The organism is Mesorhizobium sp. C432A, from assembly GCF_030323145.1.
In the GTDB taxonomy this organism is placed as follows: domain Bacteria; phylum Pseudomonadota; class Alphaproteobacteria; order Rhizobiales; family Rhizobiaceae; genus Mesorhizobium.
The window spans coordinates 3,405,957-3,425,570 of record NZ_CP100470.1 but is presented as its reverse complement, the minus strand read 5'-3'; the positions used below and the strand labels follow the sequence as shown (position 1 = coordinate 3,425,570).

21 protein-coding genes and 1 riboswitch are annotated in these 19,614 nt (G+C 63.9%); of the genes, 10 read left to right on the top strand and 11 right to left on the bottom strand.

From position 1 onward, the window contains the following. Positions 1–8: 8 nt before the first annotated feature. From NLY33_RS16555 to NLY33_RS16510, 10 genes are all read right to left on the bottom strand, one after another. Entirely contained in the window at positions 9–701 is a 693-nt protein-coding gene (locus NLY33_RS16555; RefSeq protein ID WP_023685199.1) for a helix-hairpin-helix domain-containing protein, read from the bottom strand. A gap of 74 nt (positions 702–775) precedes the next feature. Then, on the bottom strand, positions 776–2,080 hold the full coding sequence (gene nuoF / locus NLY33_RS16550; protein ID WP_023670819.1) for an NADH-quinone oxidoreductase subunit NuoF: 1,305 nt from the start codon (positions 2,078–2,080) through the stop codon (positions 776–778). Between the two features lie 3 nt (positions 2,081–2,083). After that, entirely contained in the window at positions 2,084–2,287 is a 204-nt protein-coding gene (locus NLY33_RS16545) for a hypothetical protein (protein ID WP_023670820.1), read from the bottom strand. Then, complete coding sequence (locus NLY33_RS16540; protein ID WP_023670821.1) at positions 2,287–3,618, bottom strand: NADH-quinone oxidoreductase subunit E; 1,332 nt, start codon at positions 3,616–3,618, stop codon at positions 2,287–2,289. The genes NLY33_RS16545 and NLY33_RS16540 overlap by 1 nt, the downstream gene beginning before the upstream one ends. Further along, complete coding sequence (locus NLY33_RS16535; protein ID WP_023700376.1) at positions 3,619–4,131, bottom strand: DUF7674 family protein; 513 nt, start codon at positions 4,129–4,131, stop codon at positions 3,619–3,621. Continuing rightward, positions 4,131–5,321 (bottom strand): NADH-quinone oxidoreductase subunit D, encoded by a 1,191-nt coding sequence (locus NLY33_RS16530; protein ID WP_023685196.1) that lies wholly within the window; start codon positions 5,319–5,321, stop codon positions 4,131–4,133. Before NLY33_RS16530 ends, NLY33_RS16535 begins: the two co-directional genes overlap by 1 nt. Before the next feature lie 66 nt (positions 5,322–5,387). Then, positions 5,388–5,765, bottom strand: coding sequence for a four helix bundle protein (locus NLY33_RS16525; protein ID WP_031196361.1), 378 nt, complete (start codon positions 5,763–5,765; stop codon positions 5,388–5,390). Between the two features lie 33 nt (positions 5,766–5,798). Beyond that, a complete protein-coding gene (locus tag NLY33_RS16520) occupies positions 5,799–6,401 on the bottom strand; it encodes an NADH-quinone oxidoreductase subunit C (protein WP_023685194.1) in 603 nt (200 codons plus the stop codon). Between the two features lie 4 nt (positions 6,402–6,405). Further along, positions 6,406–6,987, bottom strand: coding sequence for a NuoB/complex I 20 kDa subunit family protein (locus tag NLY33_RS16515; protein ID WP_023670824.1), 582 nt, complete (start codon positions 6,985–6,987; stop codon positions 6,406–6,408). Further along, positions 6,978–7,343: an NADH-quinone oxidoreductase subunit A gene (locus tag NLY33_RS16510; protein WP_023670825.1), complete on the bottom strand. Its 366-nt coding sequence runs from the start codon at positions 7,341–7,343 to the stop codon at positions 6,978–6,980. The genes NLY33_RS16515 and NLY33_RS16510 overlap by 10 nt, the downstream gene beginning before the upstream one ends. Positions 7,344–7,670: 327 nt before the next feature. Between NLY33_RS16510 and NLY33_RS16505 the strand changes: the two genes are divergently transcribed. The 10 genes from NLY33_RS16505 to NLY33_RS16465 all read left to right on the top strand — a co-directional run bounded on the left by NLY33_RS16505 (position 7,671) and on the right by NLY33_RS16465 (position 18,730). Continuing rightward, positions 7,671–8,894, top strand: coding sequence for a winged helix-turn-helix domain-containing protein (locus NLY33_RS16505; protein ID WP_286438805.1), 1,224 nt, complete (start codon positions 7,671–7,673; stop codon positions 8,892–8,894). Between the two features lie 29 nt (positions 8,895–8,923). After that, positions 8,924–9,466: a DUF6348 family protein gene (locus NLY33_RS16500; protein ID WP_286438804.1), complete on the top strand. Its 543-nt coding sequence runs from the start codon at positions 8,924–8,926 to the stop codon at positions 9,464–9,466. Next, the gene (locus NLY33_RS29510; protein ID WP_353620295.1) at positions 9,358–9,615 is read left to right on the top strand and encodes a DUF6348 family protein; all 258 of its coding nucleotides are present in this window, start codon (positions 9,358–9,360) and stop codon (positions 9,613–9,615) included. The genes NLY33_RS16500 and NLY33_RS29510 overlap by 109 nt, the downstream gene beginning before the upstream one ends. Positions 9,616–9,673: 58 nt before the next feature. Then, positions 9,674–9,880: riboswitch (cobalamin riboswitch) on the top strand. 38 nt (positions 9,881–9,918) lie between these two features. After that, entirely contained in the window at positions 9,919–10,344 is a 426-nt protein-coding gene (locus tag NLY33_RS16495) for a DUF1636 family protein (protein WP_023690949.1), read from the top strand. A 2-nt stretch (positions 10,345–10,346) separates the two neighbouring features. After that, positions 10,347–11,399, top strand: a complete 1,053-nt coding sequence (gene cobW / locus NLY33_RS16490) for a cobalamin biosynthesis protein CobW (protein WP_023698338.1) — start codon at positions 10,347–10,349, stop codon at positions 11,397–11,399. Between the two features lie 18 nt (positions 11,400–11,417). Further along, a complete protein-coding gene (gene cobN / locus NLY33_RS16485) occupies positions 11,418–15,098 on the top strand; it encodes a cobaltochelatase subunit CobN (protein ID WP_286438803.1) in 3,681 nt (1,226 codons plus the stop codon). Then, a complete protein-coding gene (gene cobG / locus NLY33_RS16480) occupies positions 15,095–16,564 on the top strand; it encodes a precorrin-3B synthase (protein WP_023706140.1) in 1,470 nt (489 codons plus the stop codon). Before cobN ends, cobG begins: the two co-directional genes overlap by 4 nt. Before the next feature lie 2 nt (positions 16,565–16,566). Then, positions 16,567–17,199 (top strand): precorrin-8X methylmutase, encoded by a 633-nt coding sequence (locus NLY33_RS16475; RefSeq protein WP_023685188.1) that lies wholly within the window; start codon positions 16,567–16,569, stop codon positions 17,197–17,199. After that, positions 17,196–17,969 (top strand): precorrin-2 C(20)-methyltransferase, encoded by a 774-nt coding sequence (locus NLY33_RS16470; RefSeq protein ID WP_031196364.1) that lies wholly within the window; start codon positions 17,196–17,198, stop codon positions 17,967–17,969. Before NLY33_RS16475 ends, NLY33_RS16470 begins: the two co-directional genes overlap by 4 nt. Beyond that, positions 17,966–18,730: a precorrin-3B C(17)-methyltransferase gene (locus NLY33_RS16465; protein WP_023706141.1), complete on the top strand. Its 765-nt coding sequence runs from the start codon at positions 17,966–17,968 to the stop codon at positions 18,728–18,730. Before NLY33_RS16470 ends, NLY33_RS16465 begins: the two co-directional genes overlap by 4 nt. On the opposite strand, the gene NLY33_RS16460 is transcribed toward NLY33_RS16465, so the two are convergent. Next, on the bottom strand, positions 18,694–19,467 hold the full coding sequence (locus tag NLY33_RS16460; RefSeq protein WP_033002276.1) for a cobalt-precorrin-6A reductase: 774 nt from the start codon (positions 19,465–19,467) through the stop codon (positions 18,694–18,696). The two genes, NLY33_RS16465 and NLY33_RS16460, sit on opposite strands and share 37 nt — an antisense overlap. Between the last annotated feature and the right edge of the window lie 147 nt (positions 19,468–19,614).

The window sequence follows — 19,614 nt, the reverse complement described above, 5'->3', positions numbered from 1 at the left end:
TGCCACCCCTACTTCTTCGCCTTGGCAGCCAGCGTCAGCGCCGCGGCCTGGCGGGTCCACTCGTCGCGGCCGATGCGGCCGGTGAGCGACAGGTAGTCCTCGACCCAGGCGATCTCTTCCGGCGTCCACGCCGCGATCTGGGCAAAGGTCCAGATGCCGAGGCCGTTCAGCACCTTTTCCAGCTTCGGCCCAACGCCGGTGATCGCCTTGAGATCCGACGGCTTGGCCGGACGCGCCATGGCCTTGGGCTGTCTGAAATCCTCCGGCATCAATCCGATCGTCGCGCCTTCGGCGACGGCATCGGTCTTCTCCGGCTCGGCATCGACGGTGCGAGCGGCAATATCGGTCACATCCTGGGCAAAACTCTGCGCCTCGGCGATCAGGGTTCTGGTCGCCGCGCGCGCCTTGGTGGCCGGCGCGGTCTCGGAGAACTCTTGGGTGCGCTGCTCGAAATCGTCGATGATCGGCTGGAAAATCCGCTGCGATGCCTCGGCAGCACCCGACAAGGCGCCGAGCCACACGCCAAATGCATGGTTGGCAAGGCCGAAGCCCAGCGCCGACATCGCGGCGGCACCAGCGACAGGATGCGCGAGAAGGTTGACGGCGCTGGCCATCTCCTTCGGCATCATCCTGGTCAAATCCTGGTTCATCTTTTCAAGCTGGTCCAAATTGGGCATCAAAGGGTTCGAATACTGCGCCATAGACATCTCCTGGTCGTTTCTTCGCTTGCCCCGCCCCGCTGTGTCAGTCCCGGGCTTGCGCCCGTATTTCAAATCTACTCAGCCGCCACCATCACCGGTTCGGCCCGGTGCGCGTTGCGCGAAAACTCGTCGATGCGCCGCTCCACCTCGCCGCGGAAATGCCGCATCAGGCCCTGGATCGGCCATGCCGCGGCATCGCCCAGCGCGCAGATCGTATGACCCTCCACCTGTTTGGTGACGTCGAGCAGCATGTCGATCTCGCGCTTCTGCGCCTCGCCGCGCACCAGCCGCTCCATCACCCGCCACATCCAGCCGGTGCCTTCGCGGCATGGCGTGCACTGGCCGCAGCTCTCATGCTTGTAGAAATAGGAAAGCCTGGCGATCGCCTTCACGATATCGGTCGATTTGTCCATGACGATGACAGCCGCCGTGCCGAGGCCGGATTTCAGGTCGCGCAAAGCATCGAAATCCATCGGCGCATCGATGATCTGCTCGGCCGGCACCAGCGGCACCGAAGCGCCGCCCGGAATGACCGCGAGGAGATTGTCCCAGCCGCCGCGAATGCCACCGCAATGCGTCTCGATCAGCTCGCGGAACGGGATCGACATCGCCTCTTCGACGGTGCACGGATTGTTGACATGGCCCGAGATGCAAAACAGCTTGGTGCCGACATTGTTGGGGCGGCCGAAGGACGAGAACCAGGCGGCGCCACGGCGCAAAATGGTCGGCGCGACCGCGATTGACTCGACATTGTTCACGGTAGTCGGACAACCGTACAAGCCGACATTGGCTGGGAATGGCGGCTTCAGCCGGGGCTGGCCCTTCTTGCCTTCGAGGCTTTCGAGAAGTGCTGTTTCCTCGCCACATATATAGGCGCCGGCGCCGTGATGCATGTAGATGTCGAAATCGTATCCGGACGTGTTGTTCTTGCCGATCAGCCTGGCCTCGTAGGCCTCGTCGATGGCGCGCTGCAGCGCCTCGCGCTCACGGATGAACTCGCCGCGCACATAGATGTAGGCGGCGACCGCGCCCATGGCGAAGCCGGCGATGAACGAGCCCTCGACCAGGGTGTGCGGATCGTTGCGCAGGATATCGCGGTCCTTGCACGTGCCGGGCTCGGACTCGTCGGCGTTGACAACGAGATAACTCGGCCTTCCATCGCTCTGCTTGGGCATGAACGACCATTTCAGCCCGGTCGGGAAGCCGGCGCCGCCACGGCCGCGCAGGCCGGACGCCTTCATCTCATTGACGATCCACTCTCGCCCCTTGGCGATGATGCCGGGCGTGTTGTCCCAGGCGCCGCGCGCCATCGCGCCGGCCAGTGACTTGTCGAAGAGCCCGTAGATGTTGTTGAAGATGCGGTCTTTGTCAGCCAGCATGACTTACCTCTTTCCCCGCAAGACGATCGAGACCCACACCAGCACGCCTATGCCGGTCGCGGCCATCGATTCCAGGGTATCCGAAAACGGCAATTCGACGAGGCGCCGAAGCCCCTCCAGAAGGATGTTGGCAGCAGCGATGCAGACAACGCCGATGACAATGCTGCGCAGCGACAGCAAAGATCCGGTGCTTTGCGCTTCAGCCATCAACGTGGCTCCTTGCCGAAGACGCGGATGTATTCGGCGACGCCGCCCTTGGCGAGCGCCTTGGCCTGCTTGCCCCAGTCGTCGCGCTCGATGCGGCCCTGGAAAGCGAGATATCCATCCACCCAGTCGCGCTCGGCCTTATTCCAGGATGCGACCTGTGTGAAGGTGAAGATGCCAAGCGAATGAAGGATGCCCTCGATCTTCGGGCCAATGCCCGAGATCAGCTTGAGATCGTCGACCGCAGCCGGCCTGTCGATTCCGGCCGGACGGTTCTTGTCCTCGAGCGACGGCTTTGCGGGTCTGGCTGTCGGCGCCTTGACGGTCGGGGCCACCGGGGCGTTGGCCGCTGGCGCCTTGAATTCCGGAGCGATGAAGGCAGCTGCCGGCGTGGAGGTGGTCTTCGGGCCATTACGCTGCTTGGCGACCTTCTCGACTTCAGGCGCCGCGGTGTTGGCGTTGGCGGCCGAATGCAGGGGCGCCGGGACGCTCGCCGCTTTTTCCGCCGCCGGTGCAACCTTGGCCCTGGAGGGCGACTTCAACGCCGAGCTGGTTTCCGGCGCATCGGTTTTCGGTTTGCCGGCGTTGGATGGCGCGACCGGGGCGGCCGCTGCAGGAGCGGCAGGAGCCGGAACAGGCGCCGCAATGATTGCGTCGGGCGCCGCGTGGGCAGCCTTGCTCGCCGCCCTGGCTTCCTTGTCGCGCGTTGCTTTGAGGATCGCCTTTTCGCTCTTCAGCGTCGTCAGGCCAGGCGCCGGCTCCGAGCCGGTTCTGCCGTTTTGCGGTCCCGTGGGAACCGAGGCGCCCTTGCCCGCATCGTAAAGATCGATGATTTCGGCCAGCCGCTCGGGGGTGAGATCCTCGAACGTATCCTTGAAGACCATCACCATCGGCGCGTTGACGCAGGCGCCGAGGCATTCGACTTCCTCCCACGACAGTGTGCCCTTGTCGTTGGTGTGGAATTGGTCGTGATGGATTTTCGAGCGGCACACATCCATCAGCGCTTCCGAGCCGCGCAGCATGCAGGGCGTGGTGCCGCAGACCTGGATATGTGCGCGCGTGCCGACCGGATTGAGCTGGTACTGCGTGTAGAAGGTCGCGACTTCGAGGCCGCGAATGCGCGGCATGCCGAGCATGTCCGAAATCGTCTCGATCGCCGCCTTGGTGACCCAGCCTTCCTGCTCCTGCGCAATCATCAGCAAGGGAATGATCGCCGACTGCTCGCGGCCCTTCGGATATTTCTTGATCCATTGCTTCGCAACCGCCGCATTCGCCCGGTTGAAGGCGAAGGAGGCTGGCTGGACGCTTGCTTCTGCGAGACGGCGGACTGACATTTAGCGATCGGGCCCCTGCTCTGCTACGAGAGCTATTGCGGTTTCACATTCTTTCTGATGAGAAAACGGAATGCGTTCGGCAGATCGAGCAACACTCGCAAATCGCTCTGCGGGCAACATGTATTGCCACAGCCCCAGAACAGTTTGCCTTACTTGAGGCGAGATCCATGCCATGACCGCATCAGCGTCGATGTCATCGTCGAACAAGTGCTCGTAAAAAGCGACACCAGCCGCATTCCAAATCTGTTTGTTCGGGTGAACGGCAGCCCATTGGGCGAACCCGTGCATTCTACCCAGCTTGTCGACGTCATTGTCGCGGTGGGCAAGGCGCGTCTTGGGTAGCAGGGTAAAAAAGAAGTCATAGATCGAACAGTGCTGAGTCGAGTTGTAAGAAGCCTCTGCGAACTCGACCGGCAGCATGGCTTTTGCCAATTCGCGCCACCGCGGTAGGGCAGCGTCGGCATTCCCTCGAACACCGACCTGAGAGCGCACTGTAGGATTGGCTGCCGCCATCACCGATCAACCTCCCCGAAGACGATATCGAGGGAACCCAGGACGGCAGTGACGTCGGCCAGCATGTGGCCGCGGCAGAGGAAATCCATGGCTTGCAGATGCGCGAAGCCGGGCGCGCGCAGCTTGCAGCGATAGGGCTTGTTGGTGCCGTCGGAGACGAGATAGACACCGAACTCGCCCTTCGGCGCCTCGACGGCAGCATAGACCTCGCCGGCCGGCACGCGATAGCCCTCGGTGTAGAGCTTGAAATGATGGATCAGCGCTTCCATCGAGCGCTTCATCGCCTGGCGCTTCGGCGGCACCACCTTGCCGTCGAGGTTCGACACCGGCCCGGTGCTCTCCTTGCCGAGCAGAAGGTCGACGCACTGGCGCATGATTTTCGCCGACTGGCGCATCTCTTCCATGCGCACGAGATAACGGTCGTAGCAGTCGCCGTTCTTGCCGATCGGGATGTCGAAATCCATCTCGGAATAGCATTCATAAGGCTGCGACTTGCGCAAATCCCAGGCCGCACCCGAGCCGCGCACCATGACGCCGGAAAAGCCCCAGGCCCAGGCGTCGGCAAGCGACACGATACCGATATCGACATTGCGTTGCTTGAAGATGCGGTTGCCGGTAAGCAGCCTGTCGAGGTCGTCAAGCGACTTCAGGAACGGGTCGATCCACTTGCCGATGTCCTCGACCAGCTTCGCCGGCAGATCCTGGTGCACGCCGCCGGGACGGAAATAGGCCGCATGCATGCGCGAACCGGAAGCGCGCTCATAAAACACCATCAGCTTTTCGCGTTCGACGAAACCCCACAGCGGCGGCGTCAGCGCGCCGATATCCAGCGCCTGCGTCGTCACATTGAGGATGTGCGACATGATGCGGCTGAGCTCGGAATAGAGCACGCGGATCAACTGGCCGCGCTTCGGCACTTCGATGCCGAGCAACCGCTCGGTGGCGAGCGCGAAGGCATGCTCCTGGTTCATCGGTGCGCAATAGTCGAGCCGGTCGAGATAGGGCACTGCCTGCAGATAGGTTTTGTGCTCGATCAGCTTTTCGGTGCCGCGATGCAGCAAGCCGATATGCGGATCGACGCGGTCGACCACCTCGCCGTCAAGCTCCAGCACAAGACGCAAAACACCGTGCGCCGCAGGGTGCTGCGGTCCGAAGTTGATGTTAAAGTTGCGGACGGAGGTTTCAGCCATTCTGGCGCCTCTGGCGAAGAGTCAGTAGTGAGTAGTGAGTAGTGATCATCAATCTCAATGCCTGCTTCATTCCGCCTGCTTGGCCTGCACCGTTCGGATAAGAGATCTCATCATTTTTCCAATCTCTTCGCATCGCAGCGGCAGCTCAATCTCATTGTCTTTTCGCAGCAGGCCAACCCGACATGCCAGCAGTATGTGTGTCTCCAGTTCCTTCAACGAGCCTTGCGCCATGCGCAAAAATTGAACGAACGACCCTCTGTTCTCCCGACCGTATCCCTCCGCGACGTTCGCTGCGACCGAAACCGCCGATCGGCGCATCTGAGAGGTCATGCCGTAAATCTCATCCCTCGGAAACTCTTTGGTGAAACGGTAGCAATCCTCAGCAAGCGTCATCGCCGATTGCCACACCTTCAAGTCGCGATAAGATTCGATCCGTTGCTCCAAATCTTTTGCTACTGACTACTCACTACTTCCTACTCACTGTTTCGCCTTCTCATCGCCCGGCAGGACGTAGTCCGTCCCTTCCCATGGCGAGAGAAAATCGAAGTTCCTGAATTCCTGCTTCAATTCCACCGGCTCGTAGATCACGCGCTTGGCTTCGTCGTCGTAGCGCACCTCGACGAAACCGGTCAGCGGGAAGTCCTTGCGCAGGGGATGGCCCTCGAAACCGTAGTCCGTGAGGATGCGGCGCAGGTCCGGATGGCCGGAGAACAGCACGCCATAGAGATCGTAGGCCTCGCGCTCATACCAGTCGGCGCCGGGATAGACAGCGGTGAGCGACGGCACCAGCGTCTCTTCGTCGGCCTGCACCTTGATGCGGATGCGCAAATTCTGCTTCGGCGAAAGCAAATGATAGACGACATCGAAACGCTTGACGCGCGACGGGTAGTCGGCGCCGCAGATATCGATGATCGAAATGAACTGGCAGCCCGAATTGTCACGCAGGAAGCTTGTCACCTCGATCAGATTGTCTGTAGCAACCGAGATCGTCAGTTCGCCATAGGCAAGCACCGCATCGGTGACGCGGCCCGGCAGCTTTTCGCCGAGATAGGTCGACAGTTCGCTCAGGGATGCGGCCATGGGTCTACCGTTCGATCGTGCCGGTGCGGCGGATCTTCTTCTGCAGGAGAAGAATGCCGTAGAGCAGCGCTTCGGCGCTCGGCGGGCAGCCGGGCACATAGATGTCGACCGGCACGATGCGGTCGCAGCCGCGCACCACCGAATAGGAATAGTGATAATAGCCGCCGCCATTGGCGCAGGAGCCCATCGAGATGACGTAGCGCGGCTCCGGCATCTGGTCGTAGACCTTGCGCAAAGCGGGGGCCATCTTGTTGGTCAGCGTTCCCGCCACGATCATTATGTCCGACTGGCGCGGCGACGCGCGAGGAGCCACGCCAAACCGCTCCGAATCATAGCGCGGCATCGAGGTGTGGATCATCTCGACGGCACAGCAGGCGAGACCGAAGGTCATGAACATCAGCGAGCCGCTGCGTGCCCAGGTGATCAGCGCCTCGGTCGAGGTGACCAGAAAACCCTTGTCGGCCAGTTCATTGTTGATCTCGAGGAAGAACGGATCGTCGGAACCGACCGGACGTCCGGTATTGGGGTCGATCAGGCCTTTGGGCTTCGGCGCGACGAGCGTTCCGGAACTGTCGTTCAATCCCATTCCAGCGCTCCTTTTTTCCACTCATAGGCAAAGCCGATGGTCAGCACCGCCAAAAACACCATCATCGACCAGAAACCGAGCATGCCGATCTTCGAGAACGACACCGCCCACGGAAACAGGAAGGCCACTTCCAGATCGAAGATGATGAACAGGATCGACACCAGGTAGAAGCGGATGTCGAATTTCATCCGGGCATCGTCGAACGAGTTGAACCCGCACTCGTAGGCGGAAAGCTTCTCCGGATCGGGATTGCGATAAGCCACCAGGAACGGCGCGATGATAAGCGCCAGGCCTACAACTGCGGCCACGGCGATGAAGAGGACGATGGGCAGGTATGAACTGAGGAGTACGTTCATGCTCGGCTTTCCGTTGGCGGCCAATCCACTTTGATTACAGCAACCAACCCTAATGCGGAAGCGCGACAGTTTAACCGCTGAACCGTTTTAGGTGCCTTTGCTGCAACGCGGCGAGGGTTAGCGCACGGCTTTCAGCGAAGCAAGTCAAACCTTGTTCAAAAGACAGTGCTGGACGGCAGGCCGGGAAAAACTGGTCCGATCTCCTCCTGTTTGATTTCCTTCATCTTTCACTCCACTTTTGTCTCCTGACACATCTCCCGCCATTTGCCTGCTAGCATGACCGGAATCGCCGGCTAAAGTCGGGAAAATGGTTCGAGGCAAGACACTTTGACGAAGGACAAAATCTCACTCCCCGCGGCCAGGCGCATCGCGCTCGCCGCGCAAGGATTTCTCGATCCCCGCCCGGTCGGCACGCCCGATCGCCGCCACCTCGCCCGCGTGCTGTCGCGCACCGGCTTGCTGCAGATCGATTCCGTCAGCGCGGTGGTGCGCGCCCACTATATGCCGCTCTATTCGCGGCTTGGCCCCTACCCGCTGGCTTTGCTCGACAATGCGGCCATCACCCGCAAACGCACGGTGTTCGAATACTGGGCGCATGAGGCCTCGTTCCTGCCGGTCGAGACCTACCCGCTGATGCGCTGGCGCATGCAGCGGGCCGAGCAAGGCGACGAAATGTATCTCGGCCTCGCCAAATGGGGCCGCGAGCACGCCGCCTATATCGAAGAGATCTACCGCGCGGTCGCCGAGCGCGGCCCGATTGCCGCTTCGGCACTGGAAGGCCAGAAAGGTTCGGGCGGCTGGTGGGGCTGGAGCCACGCCAAGCACGCCTTCGAATGGCTCTTCTGGGCCGGACGCATCACCACGGCGCACCGCCGTGGCTTCGAACGCTTCTATGACCTGCCCGAGCGCGTGCTGCCGCAGGCGATCCTCGATCTGCCGGTGCCGGCCGCCGAGGACGCGCACCGCGAATTGCTGCGCATTTCTGCCCGCGCCCACGGCATCGCGACGTCGGGTGACCTGCGCGATTATTTCCGCTTGTCGCCGGCCGACATGAAGGGCCGGTTGGAGGAACTGGTCGAGATGGGCGAGTTGCTGCCGGTAAACGTCGAAGGTTGGGACAAGCCGGCTTACCTCTATAGGGACGCCCGCCTGCCGCGAAAGATCGAGGCCCGCGCCTTGCTGGCCCCCTTCGATCCGGTGGTCTTCGAGCGCGCGCGCACCGAGCGTCTCTTCGATTTCCGCTACCGCATCGAGATCTACACCCCGGCCGACAAGCGGCAATATGGCTATTACGTGCTGCCTTTCTTGCTCGGCGACAAGATCGTCGCCCGCGTCGACCTCAAGGCCGACCGGCCTGCGAGTGTCTTACGCGTCCACGCCGCCTATGCCGAAGCAGGCGCACCGCCTGAGACCACCGCACAGCTTTTCGAGGAACTAAAGGAGATGCAGGGCTGGCTTGGCCTTGAGCGCATCGAAGTGACGCCGGCCGGCAATCTGGGGCCGGCATTGGCTAGCGAGAGAGATGGCCAACCCTTGCAGCGTCTGTCATAGACGCCTCAATAAGCCTCGTAGGTTGTGCAATGGCATCGGACAAAGTGCTCGACATGATCCATGGCGCCCTCATTGCGCATGGAATAGATGCAGTCCGCAGAGATAGGGACGTCATGCTCCAATCGAAGCAGCTTCGGTTTGAGGCTGAGGTGTTCGAGACGAGTTCTGACCGGCTGGTCCTGGAAATCTACATTTTTTCTCCGCTGCTTGATGTTCAGCCGGTCATTGAATCCTTTGCTGGCTTCGGCGACACGCGCGAACAGGAACTGAACCAGGCGTTTGAAAAGTTTCTCCGTGGTGTTTTCCATGTGGCCATTGAGGGACTGGCCGATCACGTCTGCGAGAACATGCAGGCCGAAATAGAGCTTTGGCAGCGAAGCAGCGCCAGTTGGAAGATCTGGCGAAAAGATGCCCGCTGGAAAATCTATAGCGGCCCGGTCATTTCCCAGGCCACAACCGAGCTATGCTCGCTGACACCAGGCTATCCAGCATTCTATGCCAAGCTGGAAAAGCTGTTCACAGCTTCGGTACCCCCGGAAGCCATTTTGTCCGGACCTTTCTGGCAGGCTTGAAGGGCACGCTGATTAGTGCCGAAGTCCTTCTGGACAACGCGGTTTGGCATGAGGGACAGAATCTGGCTGTCGGTCATGACTGGGACTATAGCGATGGCTATCAAGCTATCCGACAGGTCATCCTGGCACTGCCGGAAGCCGGGACATGACAGCCCCTGCCGACATCGCCATGTCGTAGCCGTGCGTTGACACCGCTGCCTGCAAAAGCCTAAATCCGCTCCAGACGGTCCCCTGCCCGCAACGGCAAGGGCCAAGAGGGAATGCGGTGCGGGACGAAAAAATCCCAAATCCGCGGCTGTCCCCGCAACTGTAAGCGAAGAGCCAAGGCCGAAAGCCACTGGGTAACACCGGGAAGGCGGCTAACCAAGGCAATGACTCGCGAGCCAGGAGACCTGCCGTCTGAGACAAAGTATCCGATCGCCTGGCGGGTTTCCGGGCAAGGAGCACGGTTTTTGGACCAGAACAGCAGTTTTTCGGCTGGCACAACGGACATTGCGTCCGGCGACAACGACGCCCTGACCGGCGTGACCGTCATCGTCTGCGCCTCCTGCCGCGATGAGACCGGTTCCGACGCCCATCCGCGCGCCGGCGAATTGCTGGCTGAGGACACACGCCGCGCCGCTGCCGGCGATATCCGGGTCCGCACCGCCGAATGTCTCGGCAATTGCAAGCGCCGCCTCAGCGCCGCGATCCTGCGCGATGGCTGCTGGAGCTATGTCTTCGGCGATCTGACCGCAACCAGCGGCGCCGACCTCGTTACCGGCGCAAAGCTCTTCGCGACTTCGGCCGACGGCCTCATCCCGTGGCGCGGCCGGCCCGATAGCCTCAAGCGCGGCCTCGTTGCCCGCATCCCACCCCTCGACATGCTGAAGGACTGACGATGAACGCTTCAAACCCGGCCGCCAACCTCTCCCGTGTTCCCTGCACTGTCGTTACAGGCTTCCTCGGCGCCGGCAAGACGACGCTGGTCCGCCATCTCCTGGAAAATGCCGGCGGCAAGCGCATCGCCATCATCGTCAACGAGTTCGGCGACATCGGCATCGACGGGGAAATCCTGAAAGGCTGCGGCATCGACACCTGCCCCGAGGAAAACATCGTCGAACTGGCCAATGGCTGCATCTGCTGTACAGTCGCCGACGATTTCGTGCCCGCCCTCGACAAGATCCTCGCGCTGACACCGAAGGTTGACCACATCCTGATCGAGACCTCGGGCCTGGCTCTGCCCAAGCCGCTGGTCCAGGCGTTCCAGTGGCCGAGCGTGAAGAGCCGGGTAACCGTCGACGGTGTCATCGCCGTGGTAGACGGCCCGGCGCTGGCCGAAGGCCGCGTCGCCAACGACATGGACGCTTTGCAGGCACAGCGCGCTCAGGACGAGACGCTCGACCATGACGATCCTGTCGAAGAAGTGTTCGAGGACCAGATCGCCTGCGCCGATTTGATCATCCTGTCGAAGAGCGATCTGATGGACGCCCCCGGTTCGGCCCGCGCCAACGCCATCATCAATGAACATTCCGCCCGCGCGGTAAAAATCGTGCCGACTGCGCATGGCAAGGTCGACCCGTCGGTGCTGCTTGGCCTCGGTCTCGCCGTCGAAGACGACATCGAGAACCGCAAGTCGCATCACGACGGCGCTTTCGATCATGAGCATGACGATTTCGACACCTTCATCGTCGACATCCCCTCGATCGCCAATCCCGACGACCTGGCCAAGCGCGTCGCCACCGCCGCCGAACAGGAAAACGTGTTGCGTGTAAAAGGCTTCGTCGATGTCGGCGGCAAGCCGATGCGGCTTTTGCTGCAGGCCGTCGGCCCGCGCGTCAATCATTACTATGACCGCGCCTGGGCGGCTGAGGACGACCGCCGCTCGCGTCTTGTCGTCATTGGCCTGAAAGGACTGAACCGCCCGGCGATCGAGCGTATACTCGCCGGCTGATCCAAACCACGAGCCGAAATGCATATACTCACCACCACATCCGCCTCGCTCGACGATCTCGCCGAGCCCGTCGATCTCGGGCAGACGCCGGCGGATATCGTGGCGCTGTCCTTCACCGACAGCGACCTCGCCGGCCTCGCGGCGGCGTGGAAGGCCGATGCCGCCCGCCTGCCGTCGATGCGGCTGGCGGCGCTGCGCGACCTGCGCCATCCCATGTCCGTGGACCTCTGGATCGACAGCGTCGCCCGCCACGCCAAGGTGATTTTGGTGCGCATCCTCGGCGGCTACGACTGGTGGCGCTATGGCTGCGACCAGCTTGCCGCGACTGCCCGTGCGAACGGCATCAAGCTGGCGCTGCTGCCGGGCGAGAGCCACGACGAGGATCTCAGGCTGATCGAAGCCTCGACGCTGCCGCGCGAGGATCTGGACGTCCTGCTTGGTTATTTCCGCGAGGGCGGACCGGAGAATATGGCAGCACTGATGCAGCGGCTGGCGGGGTTGGCTGGGCAGGATGCGGCGGCGGCTGAGCCGGTCAGCGTGCCGAAAGCTGGTTACTACGAGCCTGGCCGCGGCGTCGTTGGCAAGTTGGATTTTGCCGATGTCGGCGTTCCTTCACACCCCCCTCTGTCCTGCCGGACATCTCCCCCGCAAGGGGGGAGATCAGCCGGCGCGGACCTCGGCACTTTTTCTGCCCAGCCGATAATAGATTCCTCTGCAACATCCCCGATTGGCGAAAGCGTCGATGAGAGCACAATCTCCCCCCTTGCGGGGGAGATGTCCGGCAGGACAGAGGGGGGTGGGCGGGAACTCGGCGCAGACAACATCAACTCTCCCATCATCCCCATCCTCTTCTACCGCTCGATGCTGCTGGCCGCCGATGTCGCGCCAATCGATGCCCTCTTTGATGCACTCCGCCAGCGCGGCATGAGACCGGTCCCGATCTTCGTCTCCAGCCTCAAAGACCCGACCTCCCTGGCCTTCGTCGGAACCGCGCTGGCCACGCTCAAGCCCACCGCCATCATCACCGCAACCGCCTTCGCTTCCGGCGCCGAACCCGGCGTCGAAACGCTCTTCGACCGCGCCGGCGTGCCTGTCTTCCAGGTCATCGTCGCCACCACCCGCCGCGACGTCTGGGACAACAACCAGCGCGGCCTGGCGCCCGCCGACCTCGCCATGCATGTCGTGCTGCCCGAACTCGACGGCCGCATCCTCGCCGGCGCGATTTCCTTCAAGGGCGAGAGCGAGACCGACCCGGCGCTCGGCCACCGCGCCTTCGCCAACCGCCCGGAACCGGATCGCGTGGCGCAAGTGGCGGACAGGCTAGCGGCGTTCACACGGTTGCAGCAGACGCCCCGCGCGACGCGTAAGTTGGCGATCCTCATTCCGGACTATCCGAGCGCGCCCGGCCGCACTGGCTATGCAGTGGGCCTGGATGTGCCGTCCAGCGTGCTGGCCATGCTGCATGACCTGAAGGAGCAGGGCTATCGCGTTGACGGGATTCCAGAAACGCCGCGTGCGCTGCTGGACGCGTTGGAGCGGAGCGATGGTGGGCTGGGGCTGGATGAGTATCTGGACTTCTCAAAGGATTTGCCGGCTGAGGCACTGGCTGCAGTCGAGGCGGCATGGGGTGCTCCTTCACGCTCCCCCTTGTGGGGAGGGTCGGTTCGCGACATTCGCGAAGCGGATGGCGCGAAACGGGGTGGGGGTAGCGGTGCACCACCCCCACCCGGCCCTGCGGGCCACCCTCCCCACAAGGGGGAGGGTAAGAGCGGCTTCCCCTTCCGCGCCGCCACCTTCGGCAACATCACTGTCGCTCTCGCCCCCGACCGTGGCCGCTCGGCCGACCGGCGCGCCGATTACCACGACCCGACGCTGCCGCCGCGCCACGATCTGCTGGCCTTCGGCCTGTGGCTGCGCAAATCGCTCCGCATCCATGCTCTCATCCATGTCGGCGCCCATGGCACGCTGGAATGGCTGCCCGGCAAGACGGTTGCGCTCTCACAAAACTGCTTCCCCGAGATCGCCACCGGCTCGCTGCCCGTCATCTATCCCTTCATCGTCTCCAATCCCGGCGAGGCGGCGCAAGCCAAGCGGCGCATAGCAGCCGTCACGCTTGGCCATCTGCCGCCACCACTGGCAGCTGCTGGCCTAGACGAAGGGCAGCACAAGCTCGAACGCCTCGTCGACGAATATGCCCAGGCCGACGGCCTCGACCGCCGCCGCCGCGATCGTCTGGCCAAGCTGATCGTCGACACGGCGCAAAAGACCGGCTTCGCCTCCGAAGCCGGCGTCGCCGGAACCGATGCGCCCGACGAGGCGCTGCGCCGCATCGACGCCTGGCTCTGCGACCTCAAGGATTTCGCCATCAAGGACGGCCTGCATATTTACGGCCGCGCGCCAGACGACGAACCCGACGCCATGCGCCGGCAAAGCGCCGAAGCCGAGAAGGCCGCGCTGCTGGCGGCGCTCGACGGCCGCCACGTCAAGGCCGGCCCGGCCGGGGCGCCTGCGCGTGGCCGCTCCGACGTGCTGCCCACCGGCCGCAATCTCTTCACCTCCGATCCGCGCACCCTGCCGACGCCGACCGCCTATGATCTGGGCCGATCGGCAGCGGAAGAAGTCGTGCGCGGCTACATGCAATCGCATGGCGACTGGCCGCGCTCGCTGGTCATCGACCTCTGGGGCTCGGCCTCGCTGCGCACTGGCGGCGAGGAGATCGCGCAAGGCCTGGCGCTGATGGGCTGCCGGCCGCAATGGGACAGTGCCACCGGCCGCATCACCGGCATCGAAGTGCTGCCGCCGGCCACGCTCGGTCGCCCGCGCGTCGACCTCACCTGGCGCATTTCGGGCCTGTTCCGCGACATGTTCCCGACCCAGATCGCGCTGATCGACGCCGCTGCCAACGCCGTTGCCGCGCGCGACGAGGACGATTCGGAAAACCCGCTCGCCGCCAGAACCCGTGCCGATGGCAAGATCGGCCCGCGCATCTTCGGCACCTCGCCCGGCACCTACGGTGCCGGCGTCGAGGACCTGCTGTCCAGTGGCGACTGGGCCGCGCGCGAAGAGATCGGCCGCGCCTATCTCGATGCGACGTCGCATGCCTATGGCGGCGCCAAGAGCGAAGGCATCGCTTCCCCCGGTGCCTTCGAGACCCGCGTCGCCGAGGCCGATCTTCTCGTCCACACCGGTGACGACCCCGGCCGCGATATACTTGAAGGCTCCGCCGACGTCGCTTTCATCGGCGGTTTTTCGGCGGCGCTGGCGGCACTGGGCCGCAATGCCGACGTGATCGTGCTCGACACCACGGATCCGCAGAAGCCCAAGCCGCGCTCGGTCGGCGAGGCTGTGTCGCGCGTGGTGCGCGCCCGCGCCGTTAATGCGCGCTTTATAGCCGCCCAGATGCGGCATGGTCCGCGCGGCGCTTCCGAGTTTGCCGAAACCGTCGACCGCCTCATCAGCTTTGCCGAAACCACGCACGCCATTTCGGGCGCGTTGATCGAGGCCGTGCATGACGCCTATGTCGGCGATCCCGATGTCCGCGCCTTCATCCTGCGTGAAAATCCGGCCGCTGCCAAAGTCATCGCCGAGCGCTTCCTGTCGGCGCGCCGGCGCGGTCTCTGGCATCCCTTGCGCAACTCGGTCGACGACGATCTCGCGGCGCTGATCGCCGAGGCCGAGGCGCTCGGGGTCGCGGCATGAACGCCTTCTCGCGCCGCGGCGCCTGTCCGACTCTCTCGGCGCCGATGCAGACCGGCGATGGCCTGCTGGTGCGGCTCAACCCGGTTGCTGGAGGGCTTTCCCCCAAGTCGCTGATCGGACTCTGCGAATCCGCCTTGAAGCGCGGCAACGGCATCATGGAAGTGACCGCGCGCGGCAGCCTGCAGATACGCGGGCTGACGGCGGAAAGTGCGGTGCTGTTGGCGGCGGAGGTCGATGCACTGGGGATTGCAGTGCGTACCGGCGTGCCGGTCGAGACCGGGCCGCTGGCTGGCATCGATCCGCGGGAGATTGCCGATCCGCGATCTTTGGCTGAGCGGGTCAGGGCTGCGGTCGAGGAAGCTGGGCTGACGCCAAGGCTAGGGCCGAAGGTTTCGGTGGTTGTCGATGGCGGCGGGCAGTTGACGATGGATGGGGTGACGGCTGATGTCAGGCTGAAGGCGGTGCGGGTGGGCGCAGGAATTCAGTGGCTGGTGTCTGTCGCGGGTGATGGACAGAATGCGAAGCCGCTCGCGACGGTCGACGCGGATGCCGCACGCGACATTGCCCTTGCAGTGCTTCGGATGGTTGCCGAAAAGGGCCGTGAGGCGCATGCAAGGGATCTGTCGGAGAGGCAATTGGCCTCTCTCGCAAGCTGGCACTCCGTCGCGCCCCCCTCTGTCCTGCCGGACATCTCCCCCTCAAGGGGGGAGATCAGCAGGGTCGCCGGCGGCTCTCCACTTTCGACGCTGAAAATTGGCGAAATCGCCCACGAAGACGCAATCTCCCCCCTTGAGGGGGAGATGTCCGGCAGGACAGAGGGGGGTGTTCGCCGGCCTATCGGTCTTTTCCCCTTATCCAACGACACCACCGCTCTCGGCATAGCCCTCCCCTTCGGCAGCATGCCGGCCGAAAAACTCATCGCCCTCGCCCAAAGCGCCCTGTCCCTCGGCACCGCCGAAATCCGCCTCGCCCCCGGCCGCGCCTTGCTGTTCCTCGGCCAACCGTCGTCCGCAAACCACCCCCTGCGAGCCACCGCCGCCGCCCTCGGCTTCGTCACCACCGCCGCCGACCCGCGCACCCGCATCGCCGCCTGCCCCGGCACTCCTGCCTGCGCATCCGGACAAATCGCCACGCGCGACATCGCCGAGACAATCGCCGCCGAAATGACCGATAGTCTCGACTTCACACTGCACATTTCCAGCTGCGCCAAGGGCTGCGCGCACCCCGGTCCGGCGGCGCTGACATTGGTCGGCGGCGAAAACGGAGCCGGACTTGTCGTGAACGCGACGGCAAAGGCCCTTCCTGCGGGCTACAGGCCGGGCTATGACGCCGCGCGCGGCATCGTTCGCGTCGCAGCGATGGTCCGCAGCGCTCGATATCCAGGTGAAACCGCCGCCGCCTGCCTGACAAGGCTCGGACCGGCGGCAATCGCCAAGGCTTACCGACAAACTGAACAACGGAAATGAGCATGGCCGCCTACGACTACATCCATGACGGCAACGCGATCTATGAACGTTCCTTCGCCATCATCCGCGCCGAGGCCGACCTGTCCCGGTTCTCCGAGGCGGAAGCCGACGTCGCCATCCGCATGATCCATGCCTGCGGCCAGGTCGAAGCATCAAGTCATTTTGTTTTCTCCAGCGATTTCGTCGCCGCCGCCCGCAGCGCCTTGGCGGCCGGCGCGCCGATCTTCTGCGATGCCGAAATGGTCTCGCATGGCGTCACCCGCGCCCGGCTGCCGGCCGGCAATGAGGTGATCTGCACCTTGCGCGACCCGCGCACGCACGACATTGCCAAGGAGATCGGCAACACCCGCTCGGCGGCGGCAATCGATCTGTGGGGCGAGCGTATGGCCGGTTCGGTGGTCGCCATAGGCAATGCGCCGACGGCACTGTTCTATCTCCTGGAAAAGTTGCGCGACGGCGCGCCGAAGCCGGCAGCCATCATCGGCATGCCGGTCGGCTTCGTCGGTGCCGCCGAATCCAAGGATGCGCTGGCCGAGAATTCCTATGGCGTACCCTACGCCATCGTGCGCGGCAGGCTTGGCGGCAGCGCCATGACCGCAGCCGCGCTCAATTCGCTGGCGAGGCCTGGCCTGTGAACGCAGCCGTCAAAGAAGATCTGGCAAAAGGCCGTCTTGTCGGCGTCGGCACGGGGCCTGGCGACCCCGAGCTGCTGACGCTGAAGGCCGCGCGCGTCCTGGCCGAGGCCGATGTAGTCGCCTACTTCGCCAAGCGCGGCAACAACAGCAACGCGCGCGCCATCGTCGAGGCGCGCTTCCGGCCGGATATGCTGGAACTGCCGCTGCTCTACCCCGTCACCACCGAGATCGACAAGGATCACGACGACTACCGTTCGCAGATCACCGATTTCTACGAGGAGTCGGCCGAGAAGGTCGCCGAACACCTCGAAGCCGGCCGCATGGTCGCCGTGCTCTCCGAAGGCGACCCGCTGTTCTACGGCTCCTACATGCACCTGCATGTCCGCCTCGCCCATCGCTTCCCGACCGAAGTCATCCCCGGCGTCACCGCCATGTCGGGCTGCTGGTCGCAGACCGGCGTGCCGATCGTCCAGGGCGACGATGTGCTGACGGTTTTGCCCGGCACGATGAGCGAATTCGAACTGACACGCCGTCTCGCCGACACCGATGCCGCCGTCATCATGAAGGTCGGCCGCAACCTGCCCAAGATCAGGCGGGCGCTGGAGGCCACCGGCAAGCTCGCCCGCGCCGTCTATGTCGAGCGCGGCACCATGGCCGGCAGCATCACGATGAAGCTTGCCGACAAGCCGGACGACAAGGCGCCCTATTTCGCCATCGTGCTGGTTGCCGGCTGGTCCGGCCGGCCTGGCGTCATGGGAGCCAAGCCATGAGCGGCCGCCTAACCGTCATCGGCCTTGGGCCCGGCAATGCCGATCAAGTGACGCCGCAAGCCAGCCGCGCCGTCGCCGAGGCAAAGTTCTTCTATGGCTACAAGCCGTATCTCGACCGGCTTGATCTTCGCCCGGACCAGACCCGCGTCGCCTCGGACAATCGCGAGGAACTCGCCCGCTCCAAGGACGCGCTGGTCAAGGCCGCCGAGGGCCATGACGTCGCCGTCGTTTCCGGCGGCGATCCCGGCGTCTTTGCCATGGCCGCCGCGGTCTGTGAGGCGATCGAGGCCGGTCCGGCCGAGTGGCGCGCGGTCGATGTCGCCGTCGTGCCGGGCATCACTGCGATGCTGGCTGTCGCCGCCCGCATCGGCGCCCCGCTCGGCCATGATTTCTGCGCCATCTCGCTATCCGACAATCTCAAACCGTGGGAGCTGATCGAACTGCGCCTGCTCGCTGCCGCCGGCGCCGGCTTCGTCATCGCGCTCTACAATCCGATCAGCAAGGCGCGCCCTTGGCAGCTCGGCCGTGCCTTCGAATGCCTGCGCGCCATCCTGCCCGGCACCACGCCGGTCATCTTCGGCCGCGCCGCCGGCCGCCCGGACGAGCGCATCGAGGTCTTTTTGCTGGCCGATGTCGACGCGCAAAAGGCCGACATGGCGACCTGCATCATCATCGGTTCGCCGGAAACACGGATCATCAAGCGCGGCGACAAACCGGCGCTGGTCTACACGCCGCGCTCCGCGACGGGGTCGAGCAAATGATCGACCCAAAATTTATCAACAAGAGCGGCGAGTTCATCGACGGTCTCGGTCGAAGGCACCTCCGGCAGGAAGGGCCTGCGCACCATCACCACCTCGATACCGAGCGCCCGCGCCGCGGCGATCTTGCCGTAGGTGGCCTCGCCGCCGCTGTTCTTGGATACGACGACATCGATGCGGTGCTCCTCGAGCAGTGCGCGTTCATCCGCCTCGCGGAATGGCCCGCGCGCCGGAAGGTAGGCCGCATCCGGCACCGCCAGTTTCGGCTCGACCGGATCGACGCTGCGGATGAGGTAGTGATGCTGCGGCGCCGCCTCGAAAGCCGCGACCTCTTGGCGACCAAGCGCCAGGAAGATACGGCGCGGCGCCGGTCCAAGCGCGTGCACCGCATCGCCTGTCGTATCGGCCTGCGTCCAGCGGTCGCCATCGACAGGCTCCCAGCCAGGGCGGCGCAAAGCAAGGATCGGCACGCCGGTCATTTGCGCGGCTTGCGCCGCATTGGCGGAAATTCGCGCGGCATAGGGATGCGTGGCGTCGATCAGCAGGTCGATGCCCGCCTCCCTGAGATAGGCGGCCAGCCCGTCGGCGCCGCCAAATCCGCCGCTGCGCACCGGCACGCCTTGCGCGACCGGGCTTTCGGTGCGGCCGGCCAGCGACAAGGTGACACGGAAATCTTCCACCAGTTTTTCGGCCAATTGGCGCGCTTCTATCGTGCCGCCAAGGATCAGAATCTTCTTCATGAGCACCATGTTGAACAGCGTCGGCGCTGCCCCTCACCCCTACCCTCTCCCCGTGAAGAACGGGGAGAGGGAGGCGTCAGCGCCGGAGCGTCTCCCTTCTCCCCATTACTACACGGGGAGAAGGTGCCGGCAGGCGGATGAGGGGCG

Bases quoted from the DNA above. Each gene is read 5' to 3' on its own strand.
- NLY33_RS16535 (WP_023700376.1), bottom strand. From the start codon at position 4,131: ATGGCGGCAGCCAATCCTACAGTGCGCTCTCAGGTCGGTGTTCGAGGG.
- cobW (WP_023698338.1), top strand. From the start codon at position 10,347: ATGAACGCTTCAAACCCGGCCGCCAACCTCTCCCGTGTTCCCTGCACT.
- NLY33_RS16520 (WP_023685194.1), bottom strand. From the start codon at position 6,401: ATGGCCGCATCCCTGAGCGAACTGTCGACCTATCTCGGCGAAAAGCTG.
- NLY33_RS16555 (WP_023685199.1), bottom strand. From the start codon at position 701: ATGGCGCAGTATTCGAACCCTTTGATGCCCAATTTGGACCAGCTTGAA.
- NLY33_RS16545 (WP_023670820.1), bottom strand. From the start codon at position 2,287: ATGGCTGAAGCGCAAAGCACCGGATCTTTGCTGTCGCTGCGCAGCATT.
- NLY33_RS29510 (WP_353620295.1), top strand. From the start codon at position 9,358: ATGCTCGCTGACACCAGGCTATCCAGCATTCTATGCCAAGCTGGAAAA.
- NLY33_RS16500 (WP_286438804.1), top strand. From the start codon at position 8,924: ATGGCATCGGACAAAGTGCTCGACATGATCCATGGCGCCCTCATTGCG.
- NLY33_RS16510 (WP_023670825.1), bottom strand. From the start codon at position 7,343: ATGAACGTACTCCTCAGTTCATACCTGCCCATCGTCCTCTTCATCGCC.
- cobN (WP_286438803.1), top strand. From the start codon at position 11,418: ATGCATATACTCACCACCACATCCGCCTCGCTCGACGATCTCGCCGAG.
- NLY33_RS16460 (WP_033002276.1), bottom strand. From the start codon at position 19,467: ATGAAGAAGATTCTGATCCTTGGCGGCACGATAGAAGCGCGCCAATTG.
- nuoF (WP_023670819.1), bottom strand. From the start codon at position 2,080: ATGCTGGCTGACAAAGACCGCATCTTCAACAACATCTACGGGCTCTTC.
- NLY33_RS16540 (WP_023670821.1), bottom strand. From the start codon at position 3,618: ATGTCAGTCCGCCGTCTCGCAGAAGCAAGCGTCCAGCCAGCCTCCTTC.
- NLY33_RS16465 (WP_023706141.1), top strand. From the start codon at position 17,966: ATGAGCGGCCGCCTAACCGTCATCGGCCTTGGGCCCGGCAATGCCGAT.
- NLY33_RS16530 (WP_023685196.1), bottom strand. From the start codon at position 5,321: ATGGCTGAAACCTCCGTCCGCAACTTTAACATCAACTTCGGACCGCAG.
- NLY33_RS16515 (WP_023670824.1), bottom strand. From the start codon at position 6,987: ATGGGATTGAACGACAGTTCCGGAACGCTCGTCGCGCCGAAGCCCAAA.
- cobG (WP_023706140.1), top strand. From the start codon at position 15,095: ATGAACGCCTTCTCGCGCCGCGGCGCCTGTCCGACTCTCTCGGCGCCG.
- NLY33_RS16475 (WP_023685188.1), top strand. From the start codon at position 16,567: ATGGCCGCCTACGACTACATCCATGACGGCAACGCGATCTATGAACGT.